General features: G+C 49.8%; 11 protein-coding genes. 7 read left to right on the top strand and 4 right to left on the bottom strand.

Features of this window, described 5'->3' with window-relative positions:
- Positions 1 to 139 precede the first annotated feature (139 nt).
- On the bottom strand, positions 140 to 3,823 hold the full coding sequence (locus NDI52_RS15760) for an NB-ARC domain-containing protein (protein ID WP_190772910.1): 3,684 nt from the start codon (positions 3,821 to 3,823) through the stop codon (positions 140 to 142).
- 269 nt (positions 3,824 to 4,092) lie between these two features.
- Here NDI52_RS15760 and NDI52_RS15755 point away from each other — a divergent pair, with 269 nt between their 5' ends.
- Positions 4,093 to 5,934, top strand: coding sequence for an adenylate/guanylate cyclase domain-containing protein (locus tag NDI52_RS15755; RefSeq protein ID WP_190772909.1), 1,842 nt, complete (start codon positions 4,093 to 4,095; stop codon positions 5,932 to 5,934).
- A gap of 160 nt (positions 5,935 to 6,094) precedes the next feature.
- Here NDI52_RS15755 and NDI52_RS15750 read toward each other — a convergent pair whose 3' ends face one another.
- Positions 6,095 to 7,693 carry an NAD(P)H-quinone oxidoreductase subunit 4 gene (locus NDI52_RS15750; RefSeq protein WP_199307857.1) on the bottom strand — a complete coding sequence of 533 codons (1,599 nt, stop codon included), beginning with the start codon at positions 7,691 to 7,693 and terminating at the stop codon, positions 6,095 to 6,097.
- Positions 7,694 to 8,417: 724 nt separating this feature from the next.
- The gene (locus NDI52_RS15745) at positions 8,418 to 9,416 is read right to left on the bottom strand and encodes an ABC transporter substrate-binding protein (protein WP_190772908.1); all 999 of its coding nucleotides are present in this window, start codon (positions 9,414 to 9,416) and stop codon (positions 8,418 to 8,420) included.
- Between the two features lie 508 nt (positions 9,417 to 9,924).
- Here NDI52_RS15745 and NDI52_RS15740 point away from each other — a divergent pair.
- On the top strand, positions 9,925 to 10,479 hold the full coding sequence (locus NDI52_RS15740) for a hypothetical protein (RefSeq protein WP_190773254.1): 555 nt from the start codon (positions 9,925 to 9,927) through the stop codon (positions 10,477 to 10,479).
- 236 nt (positions 10,480 to 10,715) lie between these two features.
- Here the strand turns inward: NDI52_RS15740 and NDI52_RS15735 are convergent, their stop codons facing one another.
- Complete coding sequence (locus NDI52_RS15735) at positions 10,716 to 11,933, bottom strand: Coenzyme F420 hydrogenase/dehydrogenase, beta subunit C-terminal domain (RefSeq protein ID WP_190773253.1); 1,218 nt, start codon at positions 11,931 to 11,933, stop codon at positions 10,716 to 10,718.
- A 482-nt stretch (positions 11,934 to 12,415) separates the two neighbouring features.
- Here NDI52_RS15735 and NDI52_RS15730 point away from each other — a divergent pair, with 482 nt between their 5' ends.
- The 5 genes from NDI52_RS15730 to msrP all read left to right on the top strand — a co-directional run bounded on the left by NDI52_RS15730 (position 12,416) and on the right by msrP (position 16,981).
- Positions 12,416 to 12,904 (top strand): TerB family tellurite resistance protein, encoded by a 489-nt coding sequence (locus NDI52_RS15730; protein ID WP_190773252.1) that lies wholly within the window; start codon positions 12,416 to 12,418, stop codon positions 12,902 to 12,904.
- Positions 12,905 to 13,673: 769 nt separating this feature from the next.
- Positions 13,674 to 14,066, top strand: coding sequence for a hypothetical protein (locus NDI52_RS15725; protein WP_190773251.1), 393 nt, complete (start codon positions 13,674 to 13,676; stop codon positions 14,064 to 14,066).
- A 3-nt stretch (positions 14,067 to 14,069) separates the two neighbouring features.
- Positions 14,070 to 14,780, top strand: coding sequence for a polysaccharide deacetylase family protein (locus NDI52_RS15720; RefSeq protein WP_190773250.1), 711 nt, complete (start codon positions 14,070 to 14,072; stop codon positions 14,778 to 14,780).
- A 714-nt stretch (positions 14,781 to 15,494) separates the two neighbouring features.
- Positions 15,495 to 15,821: a hypothetical protein gene (locus NDI52_RS15715; RefSeq protein WP_190773948.1), complete on the top strand. Its 327-nt coding sequence runs from the start codon at positions 15,495 to 15,497 to the stop codon at positions 15,819 to 15,821.
- 176 nt (positions 15,822 to 15,997) lie between these two features.
- Positions 15,998 to 16,981 (top strand): protein-methionine-sulfoxide reductase catalytic subunit MsrP, encoded by a 984-nt coding sequence (msrP, locus tag NDI52_RS15710; protein WP_190773949.1) that lies wholly within the window; start codon positions 15,998 to 16,000, stop codon positions 16,979 to 16,981.
- Positions 16,982 to 17,047 lie beyond the last annotated feature (66 nt).

Genomic DNA, 17,047 nt, shown 5'->3' with positions numbered 1-17,047 from the left:
AACCGCGCGCCAAAGGCGCGCGGTTCTCGGGCCTGATTTCAAAATGAGAATTGCTGGTTATTGAGGCATAAGGTGCCTCAATTTTGCTAGATGAGATGTTCTAACCACCGCCATCAACAGAACTGAGAGTATTGCCAAATCAAGTATCTTCTTCCGTGGCACCCAGTGCCAGCAGGACTGCTTTTTGCGCAGCAGTAATCCCCGTGACGCCAGCAATATTCATGCCTTCATAGGGGCGGGTTGGGCGAAAGAGTTTGAGACATTCCCCCGTTTCTGTATCCCAAAGTTGAATGGTTCCGTTGTGGCTGCCTGTTGCCAGGATGGCGTGGGAAGAGGTGATTCCGTTTTCTACTTCGGGGTGGAAGGCGATCGCCGAGCGTACTGACTGGGATGGCACAGACAATACTCGACGGCATTCTCCTGTGGCTAGATCCCATAAGCGCACTGTCTGATCCAGGCTACGACTTGCCAGAAGTGCTCCATCCGGGCTGAAGGCCACAGACCAGACGTTATTTTCATGACCCTTGAAAATTTGCAAGCATTCGCCGGTCGCGACATCCCAGAGCCGTACGGTGGTATCCCCACTACTGGTGGCGAGACGTTGCCCATCCGGGCTGAAGGCAAGACCCTGCACTCGTCCTTCATGGCCCTGTAAGGTATGAATTGGTTCTCGGCGCTCCACTGACCACAACCGGATGGTTTGGTCCTCGCTACTGCTGGCTAGCAATTGACCATTGGGGCTAAAGGCGATCGCCCAAATCCATCCCTGATGTCCTTCCAGAAATGCCGCACAGCGCCCCGTTTCCACTGACCAGATGCGAAGGTTGCAATCATCCCCAGCACTGGCTAACCATTTCCCATCGGGGCTGAAGCTGACAGATTGCGTCCAGTTTGTGTGCCCCTCCAAAACCTTCAGACAATCTCCTGTTTTGGTAGACCACAGCCGCACCGTCGCATCAGCGCTACTGCTGGCCAACAGATGCCCCTGGGGATGGAAGGCAACGGATGTGACCCAACCGCGATGTCCCTGAAGTAATCTCTGGCAGGTTCCTTCTTTCATTGCCCAGAGGCGAATGGTCTGATCGGTGCTACCAGAGGCGAGCAGATGCCCCTGGGGATGGAAAGCGACGGAAAAAATGGAGTTGGTATAGCCCTTCCAGGTCCGTAGACACTGGCCGTTACGCAAATCCCAAACCCGAACCGTTTGATCGGCGCTACCGCTGACCAGAATGGACTGTTGGGGATGACAGGTGAGGGAGAAAACGGTGCTAGTGTGTCGCCAGAGGGTCTGCACACATTGTCCACTCGCGGTTTCCCACAGTTTGATAGTGTGATCGTCGCTGCCACTGATCAAGCGTTGGCCATCCGGGGTAAACAGGACGGAACGAACGCGATCGCTATGCCCTTCCATCGTCTTCAGACAGGTTCCCGTGTGGGCATCCCAAAGTTTGAGGGTGCGATCAGCGCTGGCACTGGCTATCCACTGACCATCGGGGCTGAAGGTGGTGGACCAGACACGATCGCCATGTTCTACACCACACCACTGCACTACCCCAGTCGTTGCATCCCAAACCCGAATCGCACCATCACCACTACCACTGACCAACCGTTGACCATCGGCCGAAAAAGCAACACTTAAAATGCGCTGCTCATGGCCTGCCCACTGTTCTACACAGGTTCCACGGTCTAAATCCCAGAGGAACACGGTGGATTCGTCACCACCACTGGCTAAACGATGGGTGATGGGGTCGAAAGCGATCGCCCAAATACTGCTGCGATGCCCGGTGAGTGTTTGTAAACACTGCCCCGTGTTCGTATCCCAGATGCGAATGGTTTTGTCACTGCTGCAACTGGCGAGCAAACTGCCATCAGCGTTGAAGGCGATCGCCCACACCCAACCCTGATGCCCCGTTAGCCCGAATAGCAAACTGCCTTCTGCACCCTGCCAGAGCCGCAATCCCCCTTCTGCATCTCCCGTTGCCAATAACCGACCATCTGGACTGAACGCGGTGCAAAAAACAATACCCTGAGTTTCCGCAAAGAGAGAATGGGATAAGTCAGAACCCGAGACGTTAACGCGATGTAATTGAACCTGTTGAAGATCCGCCTGCCAAAGCACCAATTGAGATAAGTCGTAATCTCTTAAAATAGGTTGCAGTTGACAGAGTAGATTCAATACATTACCTCCGGCATACCCGACATTTAACGCAGGTTTACCACGCAACTGAGTCAAGAGTTGTAACAGGCGATCGCTTAATGAGGTGACGCCTAATTCCAAGGTGAGACGATGGATAATGGGTGCCAGAATAAGCCGTATTTGTGTATTCAGTAGATCATCTTTGGATTGCGTTTTGAGTAAGGAGTGATGCTTGATTAAGCAATATCCTTGCCCGTCTGCAATCTGTAGGCCATCCTGAATTTCGTGGCATATTTGCATGACCAGGCGATCGCTCATGTACTCCATGACAATCGGCTGTAGCGAGAAGAGATTGGCTTGTTTTTGAATGAGCGATCGCTGCTCCAATGATTCCAGTGCATCAATCAACTGCTGCGGTGGAACGGGTGGAAAAATATCTGCTCGTAACTCGCTAAATGTTGCAGACTCCCGATAAATGGCCAACCAATACAACACTGTTCTATCGAGAATGGATAGCCGTTCGTACTGCTGATCTAATAAAGTTCGCAGGTTGCCAAATACTAATGCTTGTTCTTGCAGAAAATCGTGAATATTGCCATCAAATAACGTCTGGATTGTGCTGGGGATCAACTTTAAAGCCAGGGGATTGCCAGAATAGCGCTGAATGAGCTCGTCCCAATCTGCATCAGCCCCTTGTAAAGTCCCTTTGAGTTGCAACAGGTTGCGGGCTCCGGTCGGATCTAAGCCACCTAAGGAGAGCGATCGCACCGGCATTTCCCCTTCCATGAGCGACACTTCGGGCGGTTTCTCCCGGCTCGTCAGCAGTAGGCTGCTTTGATGGCGAGTCTTGCCCATCTGCAAAAATAAGGTTCCATAGTTGCCATACCCGTCTCGATACCCCCCTGAGCCCTGGGGAGACCGGGCACTGCCCTGCAAAATACTTTCCACATTGTCGAGAACCAGCAGGCAGCGGTGCGATCGCAAATAACTCAGCAGCTTGCTCATGCGCTGTTCTAAGGGTTGGTCATGGCGCTCTTGTCCATTTGAGAGCACATGCAGCACGTCAGCCAACCAATCCTCCAGCGGAGGGGCATTGTGGAGCGATCGCCAGACCACCCATTCAAACTGCTCCTGAAGCTGTTCTACCAGTCGGATCGAGAGGGTCGTTTTACCCATGCCCCCCATCCCCAGCACGGCAACAACCCGGTTTCGTTCCTCCACAATCCAGGATTGTAACTGTGCGATCTCACGCTCCCGCCCATAGAAATGGATGACCTCAACGGCATCTCCCCAATCCTGCCGATGTAGCAATGGAGGTGATGTCAGGGTTTCTACATCAGCGACGGTAGCGATCGCCTGAGCGGATGCTGAAGTGGCCGCAAGGGGTGGAATGATCGGAGGAGAAGCCGATGTCGCTAAAAACCGACGTTCGATCGCCGCTCGAAAGCTTGTTTTTGTAACCTTTTCTCCCAGTACTTCCGATAGCAACTTCCACAGCTTTGGCCCCACATCGTGTTTTAAGTAGGTCGATGAATAGCCGTAAGAGTCCGCAATCTGGTCATAACTCAACCGCTGCCAGGACCAGGACTCGCGTAGCATGGCCCGCTGGAGATCGCTCAGGTGTAACCCTGTCTTGGCGGCCACCAATGTATCAGTAAAGGTAAGAATCTGTTCTACATCATCCATGGACAAGAGCGACGCAAAACGGCAAGTTTAACCTGAAGAAAACTAGAGATTTTTAGAATTTTTTTCAAATGGCATTAAAGATGTTTAAGTATCAAATCCTTTCGGAATTTAGGAGTGAAAAGATACAGGCGTACACTTTTCTCTAAGGCACTGAACGATGTAGGGTCATCTTAAAAATCTCGGTTCTATCGCCTGAATGTCGAAAGTTGTCATGGCCTACTGCAACGTCATCAGCATACACGAAACCATCCGTAATAGAAGGGCTTGTCATGCTTGAAAGACTCCCAGGATTGTGGAACACCTTGTTACGCTGGCTGCTCAAGCGCATTGTCTTGGTGCTGATGCTACTGTTTTGTATTGGAGCGGGAATTGCTCTCTCCAATATGTCACGCCTATCTTCCAATCTGATTGAATCCCAAGCGGTTATAAACGCTAAACTTTACATTCAAACTTTTAACCAAGCTATCGATCTCTACAGCGAATCGGCGGCCGATCGCGCCAAAGTCGTGAATGGGATTTCTGTCACCCACGCTTACCTCAACAAAAAGGGTGGGATTCCCTTACCCTCAACCTTTGCAATTGAGCTGGGGCAACAGGTTAGCGACGAAAACCACGATTTATCTGTGCGGTTTTTCAGCGACTATCCGTTCCCGTGGCGGAAAAAAACTGGGGGTGCGAAGGATGCCTTTGAGCACGAAGCGCTCGCCTATTTGCGCCAGCATTCTAAAGAAACTTATGTACGGTTTGAGCAGCACAATGGTGGTACTTTCCTGCGCTATGCCGAGCCCAGTATTATGAAACCCAGTTGTGTCACCTGCCACAACACCCACTTAGACAGTCCCAAAACCGATTGGCAAGTAGGTGACGTGGCAGGTGTCTGGGAAATCAGCCAGCCTTTGAATAGCCTCGTAACCAAGGTGAAGCACGACCTGCGGGAAACGTCCCTGATGCTGGGCGGGATCTCGGTGCTGGGGCTATCGGGCTTGACGTTGGTGATTGGCAAACTGCGGGAGACCGCACGGGAATTGGAAGGTCGGGTGCGTGAACGGACAGCGGATCTGGCTCAGGCCAATACAGATTTAGCGAAACGCAACCAACTGATCCGGCAAGTATTTGGGCGCTATCTTAGCGACGAAGTGGTGGTGAAGTTGCTGGAGAGCCCGGAGGCATTGAAGCTGGGGGGCGATCGCCGCAACATTACCATCCTCACCTCTGATCTCCGGGGCTTCACGGCTCTGTCTGAACGTTTGCCGCCCGAGGAAGTGATCAATGTCCTCAATCTCTATCTGGAATACATGGCGGATGTCATCAACAAATACCAGGGCACCATCGATGAATTCATGGGTGATGGCATTCTGGTGTTATTTGGGGCACCCACACCACGCCAGGATGATGCCTTACGAGCGGTAGTCTGTGCTGTTTCCATGCAGTTAGCAATGGGAGCCGTCAATGAACACATGCGTATTCTGGGGATGCCGCCTTTGGAAATGGGCATCGGCATCAATACTGGGGATGTGGTGGTTGGCAATATTGGCTCCGAAAAGCGCACGAAGTATGGCATTGTCGGCAATCAGGTGAATCTGACCTACCGGATCGAGTCATTTACCTGCGGCGGCCAGATCTTAATTTCGGAACAAACCTTGCGAGCGGCAGGCTCCAGTGTCCGCATTGGTAACCAACGTCAGGTACAGATGAAGGGTGTGAAGGGCTCTGTCACTCTCTATGAAGTGTACGGCGTTGCTGGGTTCCACAATTTGTACTTGCCCAGAATGGAGGAAGTTTTCGTTGCGCTAACAGAGGCACTGCCCCTACATTTCATCGTATTGGATGGAAAAGCTATGGGCGGAGAAGTCTTCCAGGGAAAGTTGATGCGTCTGTCTCCTAAGGGGGCGGAGGTGGCGATCGCTCCCACAGCCCTTCAGCACCTCTCTGAATTTGCCAATCTTAAGCTAAATCTTTTCATGGGCTCTGAATCTGTTGCCCAGGATGATATTTACGCCAAAGTTGCCGGTGTAAATCCCGACCAGAGTACCATTACTCTGCAATTCACCGCTGTTCCACCTAGGGTTCAGGAAGCCTTAGCGACGCTCTATCAATCCTGCTCGGTCTAATATCATGTCGGGTTAAATGCCAATGCCAAAAATTGGCATTGGCATTTAACCTTACTTGTTATAACGCTGAGGAAACTTCTGTGGGGCACAAGCAGCGGAAAAAGTGATCCCTTCGGGAAACCTAAGTTTCCCGAAGGGATCACTTTTCTAAAGGTAAGCTCTAGTCAAACAGGTTTTTGCTTTCGGTGCCCAGCAGGCTTGGAGCCGTCAAGTGGGCTTGAATGTTGAGAATGGGTTGATGGGCGATCGCAGGTAGCACGGTTCGAGCCTGGCTGGTAAGTGCCACCGTGGTTGCATCATAAGTCTGGGTTACCAACTTAGGATAAATCCCGATACCAATAATGGGAACCAGCAAACAGAGCGCGATAAAGGCTTCTCGGGGCTTAGCATCCAGTAGTGAGAACTGTTGCAGCTCAGGATTGCTGTTGCCGTAGAAAACTCGACGTAACATAGACAGCAGGTAAATCGGAGAGAGAATAACCCCAACCGCTGACAGCAGCACCACGATCGCCTTAAACGAGGTGCTATAGGCATCGCTGCTGGTGAAGCCCAGGAAGATAGTCAGCTCACCGACAAATCCACTCATACCGGGAAGAGCCAGGGATGCCATAGATCCTGCGGTGAAGAGAGCAAACACCGTTGGCATTTGCTTGGCCATTCCACCGAGCTTGTCCATTGATAACGTGTGGGTGCGCTCGTAGGTGACTCCAGCCAGGAAAAACAGTGCTGCAGCAATTAATCCGTGCGAAATCATCTGCAGGACGGCACCGCTAACCCCCAACGTGGTGAAGGAAGCAATACCAATCAGCACGAAGCCCATGTGAGCAATGGATGAGTAGGCCATGCGGCGCTTCAGATTGTCCTGAGCAAAGGCCGTGAGTGAGGCGTAAACAATGTTGACGACACCCAAAATGGCTAACACTGGAGCAAAGTAAGCATGAGCATTGGGCAGCATTTCCATGTTCATGCGCAGCAGACCATAACCGGCCATCTTCAGAAGAACGCCTGCCAGAACCATCGAGACCGGAGCCGGTGCTTCACTGTGGGCATCGGGCAACCAGGTGTGCAGCGGGAAGATGGGTAACTTGACGCCAAAGGCTAGCAAAAACGCCGCATACATGACCAGCTCGAAGCCAAGGGAATAGGATTTTAGCCCCAACTCCTGCATGCTGAAGGTGACGTCGCCACCGTAGAAGGCCATTGCAAGCGCAGCAACCAGAATGAAGATGGAACCAGCGGCCGTGTAGAGAATAAACTTTGTGGCAGCGTAGAGGCGCTTTTCCCCACCCCAGTTCGCAATGAGTAAGTAAACCGGGACCAGCTCCAATTCCCACATCAGGAAGAACAACAGGAGATCCTGAGCGGCGAACACTCCAATCTGGGCGCTGTACATCACCAGCATCAGGAAGTAGAACAGCCTTGGCTTATCCTTAATTTGCCAGGAGGCCAGTAGTGCCAGAGTTGTAACCAGTCCAGACAGAATGACCAGAGGCATGGACAGTCCATCAACTGCCAGAGACCAGTGCAGGCCGATTTGAGGAATCCAGTTGTAATTTTCAACCAGTTGGAAGCCAGGGTTGCTCAGATCGTAATGCTTCCAGAAGGCATAGAGCATGAGGGAGAATTCTGTCAGGCCGGCCGCGAGGGTGTACCAGCGAACGGTCTTACCGTACTTATCAGGCAATACCGGAATAGGCAGTGCGGCGAGTACGGGGAAGAGAATCAGTGCCGTTAACCAAGGAAAGTGTGTACTAATCATGGAAGCCTACCCAAGGACTTTGCATTTGTAGAGAACATGGGCTGCAAGAAAAAATCCTGTTAGCAACCGGGGTCTGTCTGTGAAGAGGCAGACTGAGAGACGTAGCTAAAACGGTGAAGAACTCGATAGTCACTAGCATGTAGGGCAATAGACCGCTCTAGAGAAGGGATAACCTCAGATGTCAACGTCTCTCAAAGAACAAACAACCACGAAGCAGTGAGAATTTTTACCTATTCCAATAATACCCCGATTGTTAAGTTTGTTAAACATATCTTTCGTTTTTATACCCATTTATTCATCCGTAATTTCTCGATATCCCGACAAAGCCATAACTATTTATCTACTCTTGATGGAACATTCATTCATTTTTGTCTTTGGTGTTTTGATTCCTAAAAGTGCTGAAACTTCCTTCAGATAAGGTCTCTAGCCCTAAATTGGAAGGTTTTGGGTTGGGAGGCGAGGCCCTACTTTGTTTCGGAAAGATGAGTTAAATGTCCAGTGTTGGTTATATTTCTCTACATAAATGTGGGCTTTTCCTCCAGGCACCTCTGTATTAGGGTCAATACTCTAGAGCTTGCTGGTAAACTTTAAGTGAGTGGCTGAATCTCACCTATCTGGGTGATGACGGTTTGATATTTGAATTTCAGTATCAAAAAAGAGTGGGTGAAGTGCTGAACACTTCACCCACTCTTTTTTGAACTTTTCAACCTAAAGTTGTGGCTACCTACAACCCCTCTATGAGGGTTGAGTCGTAGAGCTTGTCTGCATTGACGGGAGTGTTGATTAAAGAGATCTCTTCGCTGGTCTTAACGGCAAATCTCAGGCTATCCATCACATTGAGTGGATCGCGAGAGTTAAAGACGATGGATTTGTTTTCTGCAACATCAAAAAGGTGAACGGTTGCAAGTTGGTTCAGTACAGCTGATGGCTCAACTCCTAGTTTTTTTGCAACGATCGCATTTGTCTCACCAGAATTACTCCGAACCTCCTTTACCCCACGATCGACGGCACGAATGAAGGCGCGAATTTCCTCCTGTCGAGCTTGAATGACTTCTTCTTTGCCGACCAAACCGACAGGAATGATGTTGGAACCTTTAGAGCTGAACACAATGCTCCCCTTCCCGTCTTTTGCCGCTGTGCTCAAATAGGGTTCATAGGTGACCGCTGCATCAATTTGACCCGCAGTAAAAGCCGTCGCTGCCGCCGCCGCTGGGAGAATCTGCAAGGTAACATCCTTCTCAGTCAGGCCTCCTTGTTCCAAATACTTGCGCAGGAGCAATGCTTGCAGGGGAAGACTTTCCCAGGCGATCGCCCTTCCCTTCAAATCTTCAGGGCCCTGAACATTCCGAGCCAGAATTCCATCAGCCCCATCAGAATAGTCGGATAACATGATGAGCCGTAATGTGGGATCTTGACTGGCCATGACCACCACATCGGGCCCTCCAGTCCAGGCTAGATCCAGCTTGCCAGCTAGAAGCCTCGTATTAACATCTGTCGCAATTTGGAAGTAGGTATCAGTAACTTCTACCCCCTCCTCTCGAAAGAAACCTTTTTCTAGGGCTACATAATAGCCTGCAAACCCAGGCCAGGGAGATGAACCAACAACCAAAGGAGGATTAGTAGATTCTGAAGGGGCCTGGCCATTACAGGCTACTAGAATAGCAGCGGTCGCAATGGCTAACCCAACAAACGCCACTACACGGCGCAGCAGTTGGTTCAGCATGAGGAGGGTTTAGGTAAGTAATAACGATGGCTTTAGGGTAAAACTCCGCTATGCGCCTCTCGATGATGGCATGGGACTTTAAATAGCAGTGCTCTCAACTACTTAAAAAAGCCATCTCTATCTCCCAACTGCATAGAAATGACTGCTATGGGATGAATCGCATGGGAAGTGAGATGCAATACCTGTATCTATACTCACATAAGTCTTCTCTTGTTCCCAGACACCTTCACTTTCCCAGCAATTCTCAGTATGGGCATCAAAGCCAAGAGTTCACGCCCTACGGGCGTGAACTCTTGGCTTTGATGCCCGAGAACCGCGCGCCAAAGGCGCGCGGTTCTCGGGCCTGATTTCAAAATGAGAATTGCTGTCACTTTCCTCCTGCTTAAAGCATAAATAAAACTTGAGCGGCACAAAGCTAGCGTCGGGGTTTGTATTCTTAGGCAAAAAACAGTACAGCTTTAAACCATAATTGGCATACTGAAGCGAAGTTACCTGGGACGGTTCAACCATGAAACACACCTACGTACTGACCCTGGCTCTAGCATTTCCCTTAGGGACGGCAGAGGCAAATGCGCCATTGAACCTCCCACTTTTGACAACTGCCCCGGCTCTAGCTCAGCAAGTTCCAGAGGGAGTTCAGGTTGTGCGAGGCGATCGCTGGTCTTTCGCTATACCTCAAGACTGGCAGGCAACTCAATACGCGTCGCCAAATATCGGCAATGTCTCGTTAGTCGCTCAATACGAGTCACCCGATGGAGCCATCTTTGTCAACATGGTGACGGAACCTTATCCGGGTGATGCGACTTCTTATCTAGAGCTGAACCTGCAAAATATGCAAACCTTCGGCTTTGTGATTCACTCTCAGAAGCCAATAATGATGGGTTCCCTGGCTGGAGCCGAGGTCGAGTCATCACTGCCAGAAATAGGCATTCGGGTGTTACAACGATTTGCGATCGCTAACCAAACCGGATACGTCTTAACCTGCCGTACGCTTGAAGACGCATTTTCTGAGTACCGTAGCCAGTGCAGTCAGATTCTTAACACCTTGCAGGTTAATCCATGAACTCGCCAGTTTCGGGTTTTGCCTCAATCAAGAAGAGAGGTGGACGCAAAGCTTCCACCTCTTTTCTTGATTGAGGCAGTTTCAGGTCTTGCTTAATCTATTGAGGAGAGGCGGACACAAAGTGCCCATCTCCCTTTTTGATTGAAGCAGTTTCAGGTCTTGCCGAGTTTAGTAAAGAGAGGTGGACGCAAAGCGCCCACCTCTCTTCCAGGTTGCGTGATCGTGTTCAGCGCTGCTTACTTTTCGGGTAACTCGTACTGGCCCACAATTCGCTTGGCGAACTCAGGCACATGAGCCGCTAACTTCTGCGGGTAGTTACGGCGTACAAATAGATAATTGCGGGTGAAATGGGAGTCAATGGAAAAACGGGCATATTCCAACCCTTTAGGTCCAATTCTCTCAATGAACACTCCCATGAGCTTGGCTGCCCACATCGGTAAAGTGACACCCTTGTCGTAAGCAGGGATGCTTTGTTGTACAGCGGCTTTGCGATCGCCCTTCGACATCACGGGCTGTGTCTCGATCAGCTCATTTACCAGATCCAACATTTCCTGCCCAGTCTCGTTTCGCACCACAAGCCACTGCCAACCGAAAGGCGCACCCATGTACCCCACCACCAGATCCGCCAGGGAATTGACGTAATCAAAGCAACTCATGCACGAGGGAGCAAACACATCCTTTAGTTGATTCGTTTTCAGGCCAAAGAAAGGCACCGTCTCGACAGAACCATCCTCATGCTTGAAGTGAACCCGGAAATCTTGCATGAACTCGTAGTACACCACAGTTTCGGGCGATCGGCTGGTTGTGTCGAGAAACTTTTGGAGCCCAGCGCGGGTTACGTTGTCCACACAAGGGGTTCCCAATACATACAGCTTCTCTAGCCCCAGTTTGTCTTGCACCGCTCGCAATGCCTGAATTTGGCAGCCTACGCCGATGACTAACAGCCGCTTCATCCCAGACTGCTCCACCTGCTCCAGCACCGACAGGTTAGGGGAAAGGGTTGGCTTATTGACCCGGGCCGCGAGGATTTCCTCCGGCGTGCGCGCGATAACAGGCATGGGTTGAAAGCGATCTTCTTTCGTGTTTTGCACACAGACCACCCCTTCCACCATGCCCCGCTTTAGCATCTCGATGGCGATTGTGCTGACAATTCCCGTCCACTGAGCACCTGGAATCGGCTCTATTTTGCGAGCCGCCATCATGGTTTTTTGTACGCCAAAGTAGAGCTCGTCAGGGTTGTCGAGATCGCGCGATCGCCCATGAGACGTCTGTTCCAGGTTGTCAAATTGTTGGTTCAGGAAGGCACAGGCTTCCTTGACGTAATGAATGTAGTGAGTGTCACAAAAGCCACATTCACTGCAGAGTTCTTTAGCAGGACGGACGCTGCCCGGTTTTAGAGCTTTCGCTTTTTGGTGGGCCTTAGATGGGGTAGGTTCCGGGTGAATTGCTGTCATTGAAAGGTATTTATGAATCCGGTTTAAAGCTGCTCGTCTATAGACCACAATACCCCAGAGCTAGAACCATCATCTTAGAGGCTGTTTGAAAAGTTGATTTTTTATGCGCTGTACCCACAGAAAATCAACTTCTCAAACGGCCTCTGGCTTTCGTAGCGTCAGATCAGAATAAGCTTAAGCTCACATTTCTATGGGTAGAGAGCGTACACAAGAATGAAAGCTTTGCGAGGGAGGTAGGCAAACCTTCTCTCTCTAATAAGAAATGCAACTGTAACTGCGTGTAACCAACTCCAAAGAATTGAATCAAGCGATGCAGAGATCAAAATGTGCGTGTTAGGGTGCGAGTAATTTCATGGCCGTTTTCCTTGGGCTTTTCCAAAAGCTCCCATGATTTTGGGTGCTTACGCCTCATATTTGAGCTTGGGAAGGCCCTCTTTATTTCTGTTCATCCTTTACACATTCCCATACTCAGGAGGACGCTGATGGCTCTACAAATTCCCCCCAACCCTCCATCCATCTCGCCCAGTCAGATGAATTTGTTACGGATTATTGCCTCGATGGCCTGGTCGGATGGAAACCTGGCTGACGAAGAAGTGGATCTGATGCTCGATCGCTTTAGTGGAATGTTTGCTGCTGACGCGCCCCAACAAGATGCACTGCGTCAAGAACTGCGGGATTATTTGATGCAAAATATTCCTTTGAGTGAATTGATCCCACGGCTTCAAACGAGCGCAGAGCGGGAGCTAGTACTCCGGCTTGCCTATGAAGTGATCCATTCCAGTGCTCGTACGCCAGACGAGGATTTGGTGAACGCGGATGAGGCAGCTGCCTACCGTGAATTGGTCGGACTTCTAGGCTTTGCCCCAGAAACTGTCGAACGGATTCAGGCAGAGGCTCTAACATCTTCAGAGTCAGGAGCCAGTTTGGTTGAACTCCTATCCCAACAGCTTGAAGAGTTTATCCATCGCTAAAAGTTATTTAGCTATTTTAGAGGATGTTTGAAAAGTTCCGAGAAGCTTGATTTTTTGTACGTGTAGCACACAAATCAAGTTCTCAAATACCCTTCTAAAAAGTTGGTTTTTGGGGTGTAAGCATCCGAAGAACCAACTTTTTATTTAGTTGATATAACCTGACACAACGGAGGTAGGACAGGATATTGTGAACAGCCACGCTGCACGTAGCTGTCCAAAAATATTCTTCCTGCTTTTAAATATATAGTTCTACTCAGTACGAAACAAAGAAGAGAACTACCTTCAAAATCCAGATTTTTTTGTCGTGAGGGCTTCGCTTTTATCACGGGAAAATCTGGATTTTAGAGGTTTTGTTCTGTACTGAGATAGCGCTACAACAATCAACATAATTTAGGGCAAATATTTATATTTGTAAATTTGGATTCTCCTTCTAAAGGAGTGAGTTTTGTGGTTAAAACAGACACAAAATCAATCTTCTAAACGATAGGGTTGAGGTTATAAGGCGGTGATAGAGCCTTTACTAGGGCGAGAGTGAGGACTCTACCTAATTCTTTCCTTTTTCTGTTATTTGGTAGGCGATCGCGAAATATTCAGATAAGGATTGAAAACTATTGAGAATCTTTTGAACGGAAAAAGGAAGAAAAACAAAATCAGATTTTCATAACAATGTGTGGAAAGACTCGTTCTGTATGGGTTTAGCCCATTAGTTCCCTATTTCAATGCAGGAATAATGGAAACACATTCAGTGTTCGAAGATGAGTCTTTGTCCATGTCTTTTTCTCACAGCCACGTTCTAGTTTTAGGACAACCATCTGATGACCTGCAGCGACTCGTTTCCGTGTTAGCTCGTCTTCGATGCTCGACAGAAATTGCAGATTCCCCTGCTCAGATGATGCTCAAAGCGCAAAGAGCTCCCGCTCATCTGGTTATTCTGTCAGGACAACACCATTGGTCTGTCAACCTGGTGCACGACCTGCGAACCCTTGCCAATACTCGTCAGGCGACAATTGTCGTCCTTACTGATTGCCATGCTCCTAGTTGGATGCCTTTAGAAGAAACCCCCGGATTGGACGGTTTTCTGGTTAAGCCTCTCAGCAACGACGTCGTGACTTCCCTTGTACAATCGGCATGGGCACGACGATCCTGTTGCCATGAGATCTGACGTATGGAATTTGCTCCGCTTTATCCATTAATTCAGCCTGCGCTAAAGTCTGTTTTTCCCTCATGCCTTTGGGAAGGCTGTGGTGAGAGTAAGACGATCGCTCTCACCTTTGATGACGGCCCTCACCCCCGCTATACCCCTGCTTTATTAGAATGTTTGGACAAACACCAGGTAACGGCCAGCTTCTTTTGGTTGGGTCAGTGTATTGAACGAGCTCCCCAAGTTGCTCGAACTGCTTACGACCAGGGTCATTGGGTTGGGCTCCATGGCTATACCCACCGCTCCTTTCCCTGGCTCTCAACGACCGAGCTAAAGCAATCACTGGAGCAGACTCAAGAGGCGATCGCTCAGGCTTGTCAGCTAGACCCCGCTTACGTTGCCCAACATGTTCGTGATGTGCGTCCGCCCAATGGGTTCTTTACTCCACAAATTCTCACTCAATTGCATAGTTGGGGATACCGTCCAGTGATGTGGAGCGTTGTGCCAGAAGATTGGGTACGCCCTGGAGTTGAAGTCATCGTGAATCGTATTCGTAATCAGATCCGAGACGGCTCGCTCATTGTGCTACACGATGGTTATCACGGCGGCGAAGATGTTGTGGCGATCGTCGATCGAATTGTCCCCATGCTCCGGGATGCTGGCTATGAGTTTGTCACCGTTAATCAGCTCTGGCAGGTGCAGCCTAGTCGTGCTTCTCTTAACCCTCTGACTTAATGTTCATAGGGTTTATGCAGCCCATTTACATCGGAATCTTGAATGGTTGTTGAAAGCTGGGTGAGCTGCATCCACTCCGAATTTCAACAACCATTTCACAATTAATGCACAGCCCGGTTTCTATTAGTTCGGACAGTTTTTCTGAAACCGTTGATTTTGCGTGCGCGAAGCGCACGCAAAATCAACGGTTTCAGAAAAACTGTCCAGAGTATTGTTGAAATTTACCTGACATGATTCCATCTGACATTAGCCAGAGGAAGCCGGGGTGGTCATCTTCCAATAAAAATACACCACTTAGGAGATTTCCAGATAAGAACTTCCCCATTTTTTGGAAAGAGGACGCGGCGAAGCCGCGTCCTCTTTCCAAAAAATGGAGATATTGTTTTTCAGAAACCTCCTTAAATGGGCATTTCTGAGAGCAATGCGATGCCTTATCGCAGAATGCCATTAACCCAGACTAAGGTTTGTTTAGATTGATATTCCGCCAAACCTAAAGAGAGCCCTAAGAGTAGAATGCCATTACGATACTCCCAGCTATGCTGAGATGGTATCGGCATCATTCACGAAGAGGCTCAGGTGCAAGCTACTTGAACATGCAATGCCTACGGGCCTTTCACCTGGTTCTACATCACTAGGCCCAAGCGTGTGTATCATTCCAGTGCCCCCTATTCATGACTTTTTTCCAAGCCAACCGGATGCATTGAGGCTAAAACTGTGCTGCCTCCTGTTATTAGCGAACAAGATATTTTTCCCTTCAAATTCTGGTTTGACGGCAATATCCAGGATGGGATGTACTACCGCAACGAGCTTTACTACCGGCTCTACACGGTTAACATCAGTCGACGAGCCAGACTCTTTCACTATGGCTGCAAACTCGCTAGTCATAGCACGTTGGTACTAACCACTAACCTCCGAGACTGTAGCATTTGGGTTAGCCTACGTGGGCAAACGGCCAGTAGTTTTGGCTCGGCAGTGGGCTTGCCGTCCTTTGAAGAGTTTTTGGCCGGAGCCGAGCAAGCGGTGGCTGACAACCAGACTTAGCATGACTCTCGTCCTGCCAGAGAATTGAGAGCCTTTTGGTCTGCCACCCAACCAGAGCCGAGAGAAAAGCAGGGGTTTTGTGTACAGAAGACACAAAAGGGTGCATAGCCTTGCTAGAACCTCTGTTCTGGAAGGTATATTAAGGTATGTGAAGCAGTCTCAGCGATCGCCCATTTATGCCGTTTATTCATAGTCCCAAGCCCTGGCAACTGCCTGAACGATTGGTCACCTCAGAGTCGACGTTCTTTAATCGACGCCAGTTTATTAAAGGCTTAGTTGGAGCGGGAATTGCAGGGGCCGCCTTACCGCTGGTCGGTTGCCAATCAGGCCAGAATGCTGACAATCCAGTCGTTGGTGTTCGCAACCTTGCGGCCATGCTCAATGAGCAGTTCCGAGACCCAGGCCGACCCCTCACCAATGAAATGCTGGCAGCTAGCTATAACAACTTTTATGAGTACGGCAATTCGAAGCACATCTGGCGGGATGCTCAGGCTTTACAGACCGATCCCTGGCAGGTAGAAGTTAGCGGTCTGGTCAAGAATCCCCGCACCTACGACCTGGATGACCTGCTCAAGCGCTTTCCCCTTGAAGAGCGTATTTATCGCTTCCGCTGCGTGGAAGCCTGGGCTATGGTGGTGCCCTGGCTCGGATTTCCTATGCGCCTCCTACTGGAGGAGGTAGAGCCAACGTCAGCCGCTCGCTTCGTTCGCTTTACCTCCTACTATGACCCGCAGATTACCAAGGGGCCAACATTCCCGCCCTCTCAGTTTTTGCCCTGGCCTTACACGGAGGGTTTACGGGTTGAAGAAATGGCGAATGACCTCGCCTTCTTTGCTGTTGGAATTTACGGCCACACCCTACCCCGGCAACATGGCGCGCCCCTCCGCATGGTAGTGCCCTGGAAGTACGGTTTTAAGGGAGCCAAATCAGTCGTAAAGATTGAATTTATCGATACCCAACCCGCTACCTATTGGAACACGATTAATTCTAACGAGTACAAGTTTGAGTCGAATGTAGAACCGGATGTCCCCCATCCTCGCTGGTCCCAGGCGAAAGAGCGGCTAATTGGCCCCGGCAACAAGTTTGACTGGGAGGAAGTACCGACGCTCCTGTACAACGGCTACGGAGACTATGTCGCGCAACTCTATCAGCGCAGTTAATACATTTGCGTAAAACAGTACCTTCAGTACAAGAGGGATATGGTGTGGGATGTAAAACATTCCACA

Source organism: Leptolyngbya sp. PL-A3 (assembly GCF_039962325.1).
Lineage (GTDB): Bacteria > Cyanobacteriota > Cyanobacteriia > Elainellales > Elainellaceae > Vacuolonema.
Note: the sequence above shows the minus strand (reverse complement) of the source record. Positions and strands in the feature narration are given on the sequence as shown.

Excerpts from the sequence above, each read along its gene's own strand:
- NDI52_RS15760 (WP_190772910.1), bottom strand. The coding sequence starts at position 3,823 with ATGGATGATGTAGAACAGATTCTTACCTTTACTGATACATTGGTGGCC.
- NDI52_RS15755 (WP_190772909.1), top strand. The coding sequence starts at position 4,093 with ATGCTTGAAAGACTCCCAGGATTGTGGAACACCTTGTTACGCTGGCTG.
- NDI52_RS15750 (WP_199307857.1), bottom strand. The coding sequence starts at position 7,693 with ATGATTAGTACACACTTTCCTTGGTTAACGGCACTGATTCTCTTCCCC.
- NDI52_RS15745 (WP_190772908.1), bottom strand. The coding sequence starts at position 9,416 with ATGCTGAACCAACTGCTGCGCCGTGTAGTGGCGTTTGTTGGGTTAGCC.
- NDI52_RS15740 (WP_190773254.1), top strand. The coding sequence starts at position 9,925 with ATGAAACACACCTACGTACTGACCCTGGCTCTAGCATTTCCCTTAGGG.
- NDI52_RS15735 (WP_190773253.1), bottom strand. The coding sequence starts at position 11,933 with ATGACAGCAATTCACCCGGAACCTACCCCATCTAAGGCCCACCAAAAA.
- NDI52_RS15730 (WP_190773252.1), top strand. The coding sequence starts at position 12,416 with ATGGCTCTACAAATTCCCCCCAACCCTCCATCCATCTCGCCCAGTCAG.
- NDI52_RS15725 (WP_190773251.1), top strand. The coding sequence starts at position 13,674 with ATGTCTTTTTCTCACAGCCACGTTCTAGTTTTAGGACAACCATCTGAT.
- NDI52_RS15720 (WP_190773250.1), top strand. The coding sequence starts at position 14,070 with ATGGAATTTGCTCCGCTTTATCCATTAATTCAGCCTGCGCTAAAGTCT.
- msrP (WP_190773949.1), top strand. The coding sequence starts at position 15,998 with ATGCCGTTTATTCATAGTCCCAAGCCCTGGCAACTGCCTGAACGATTG.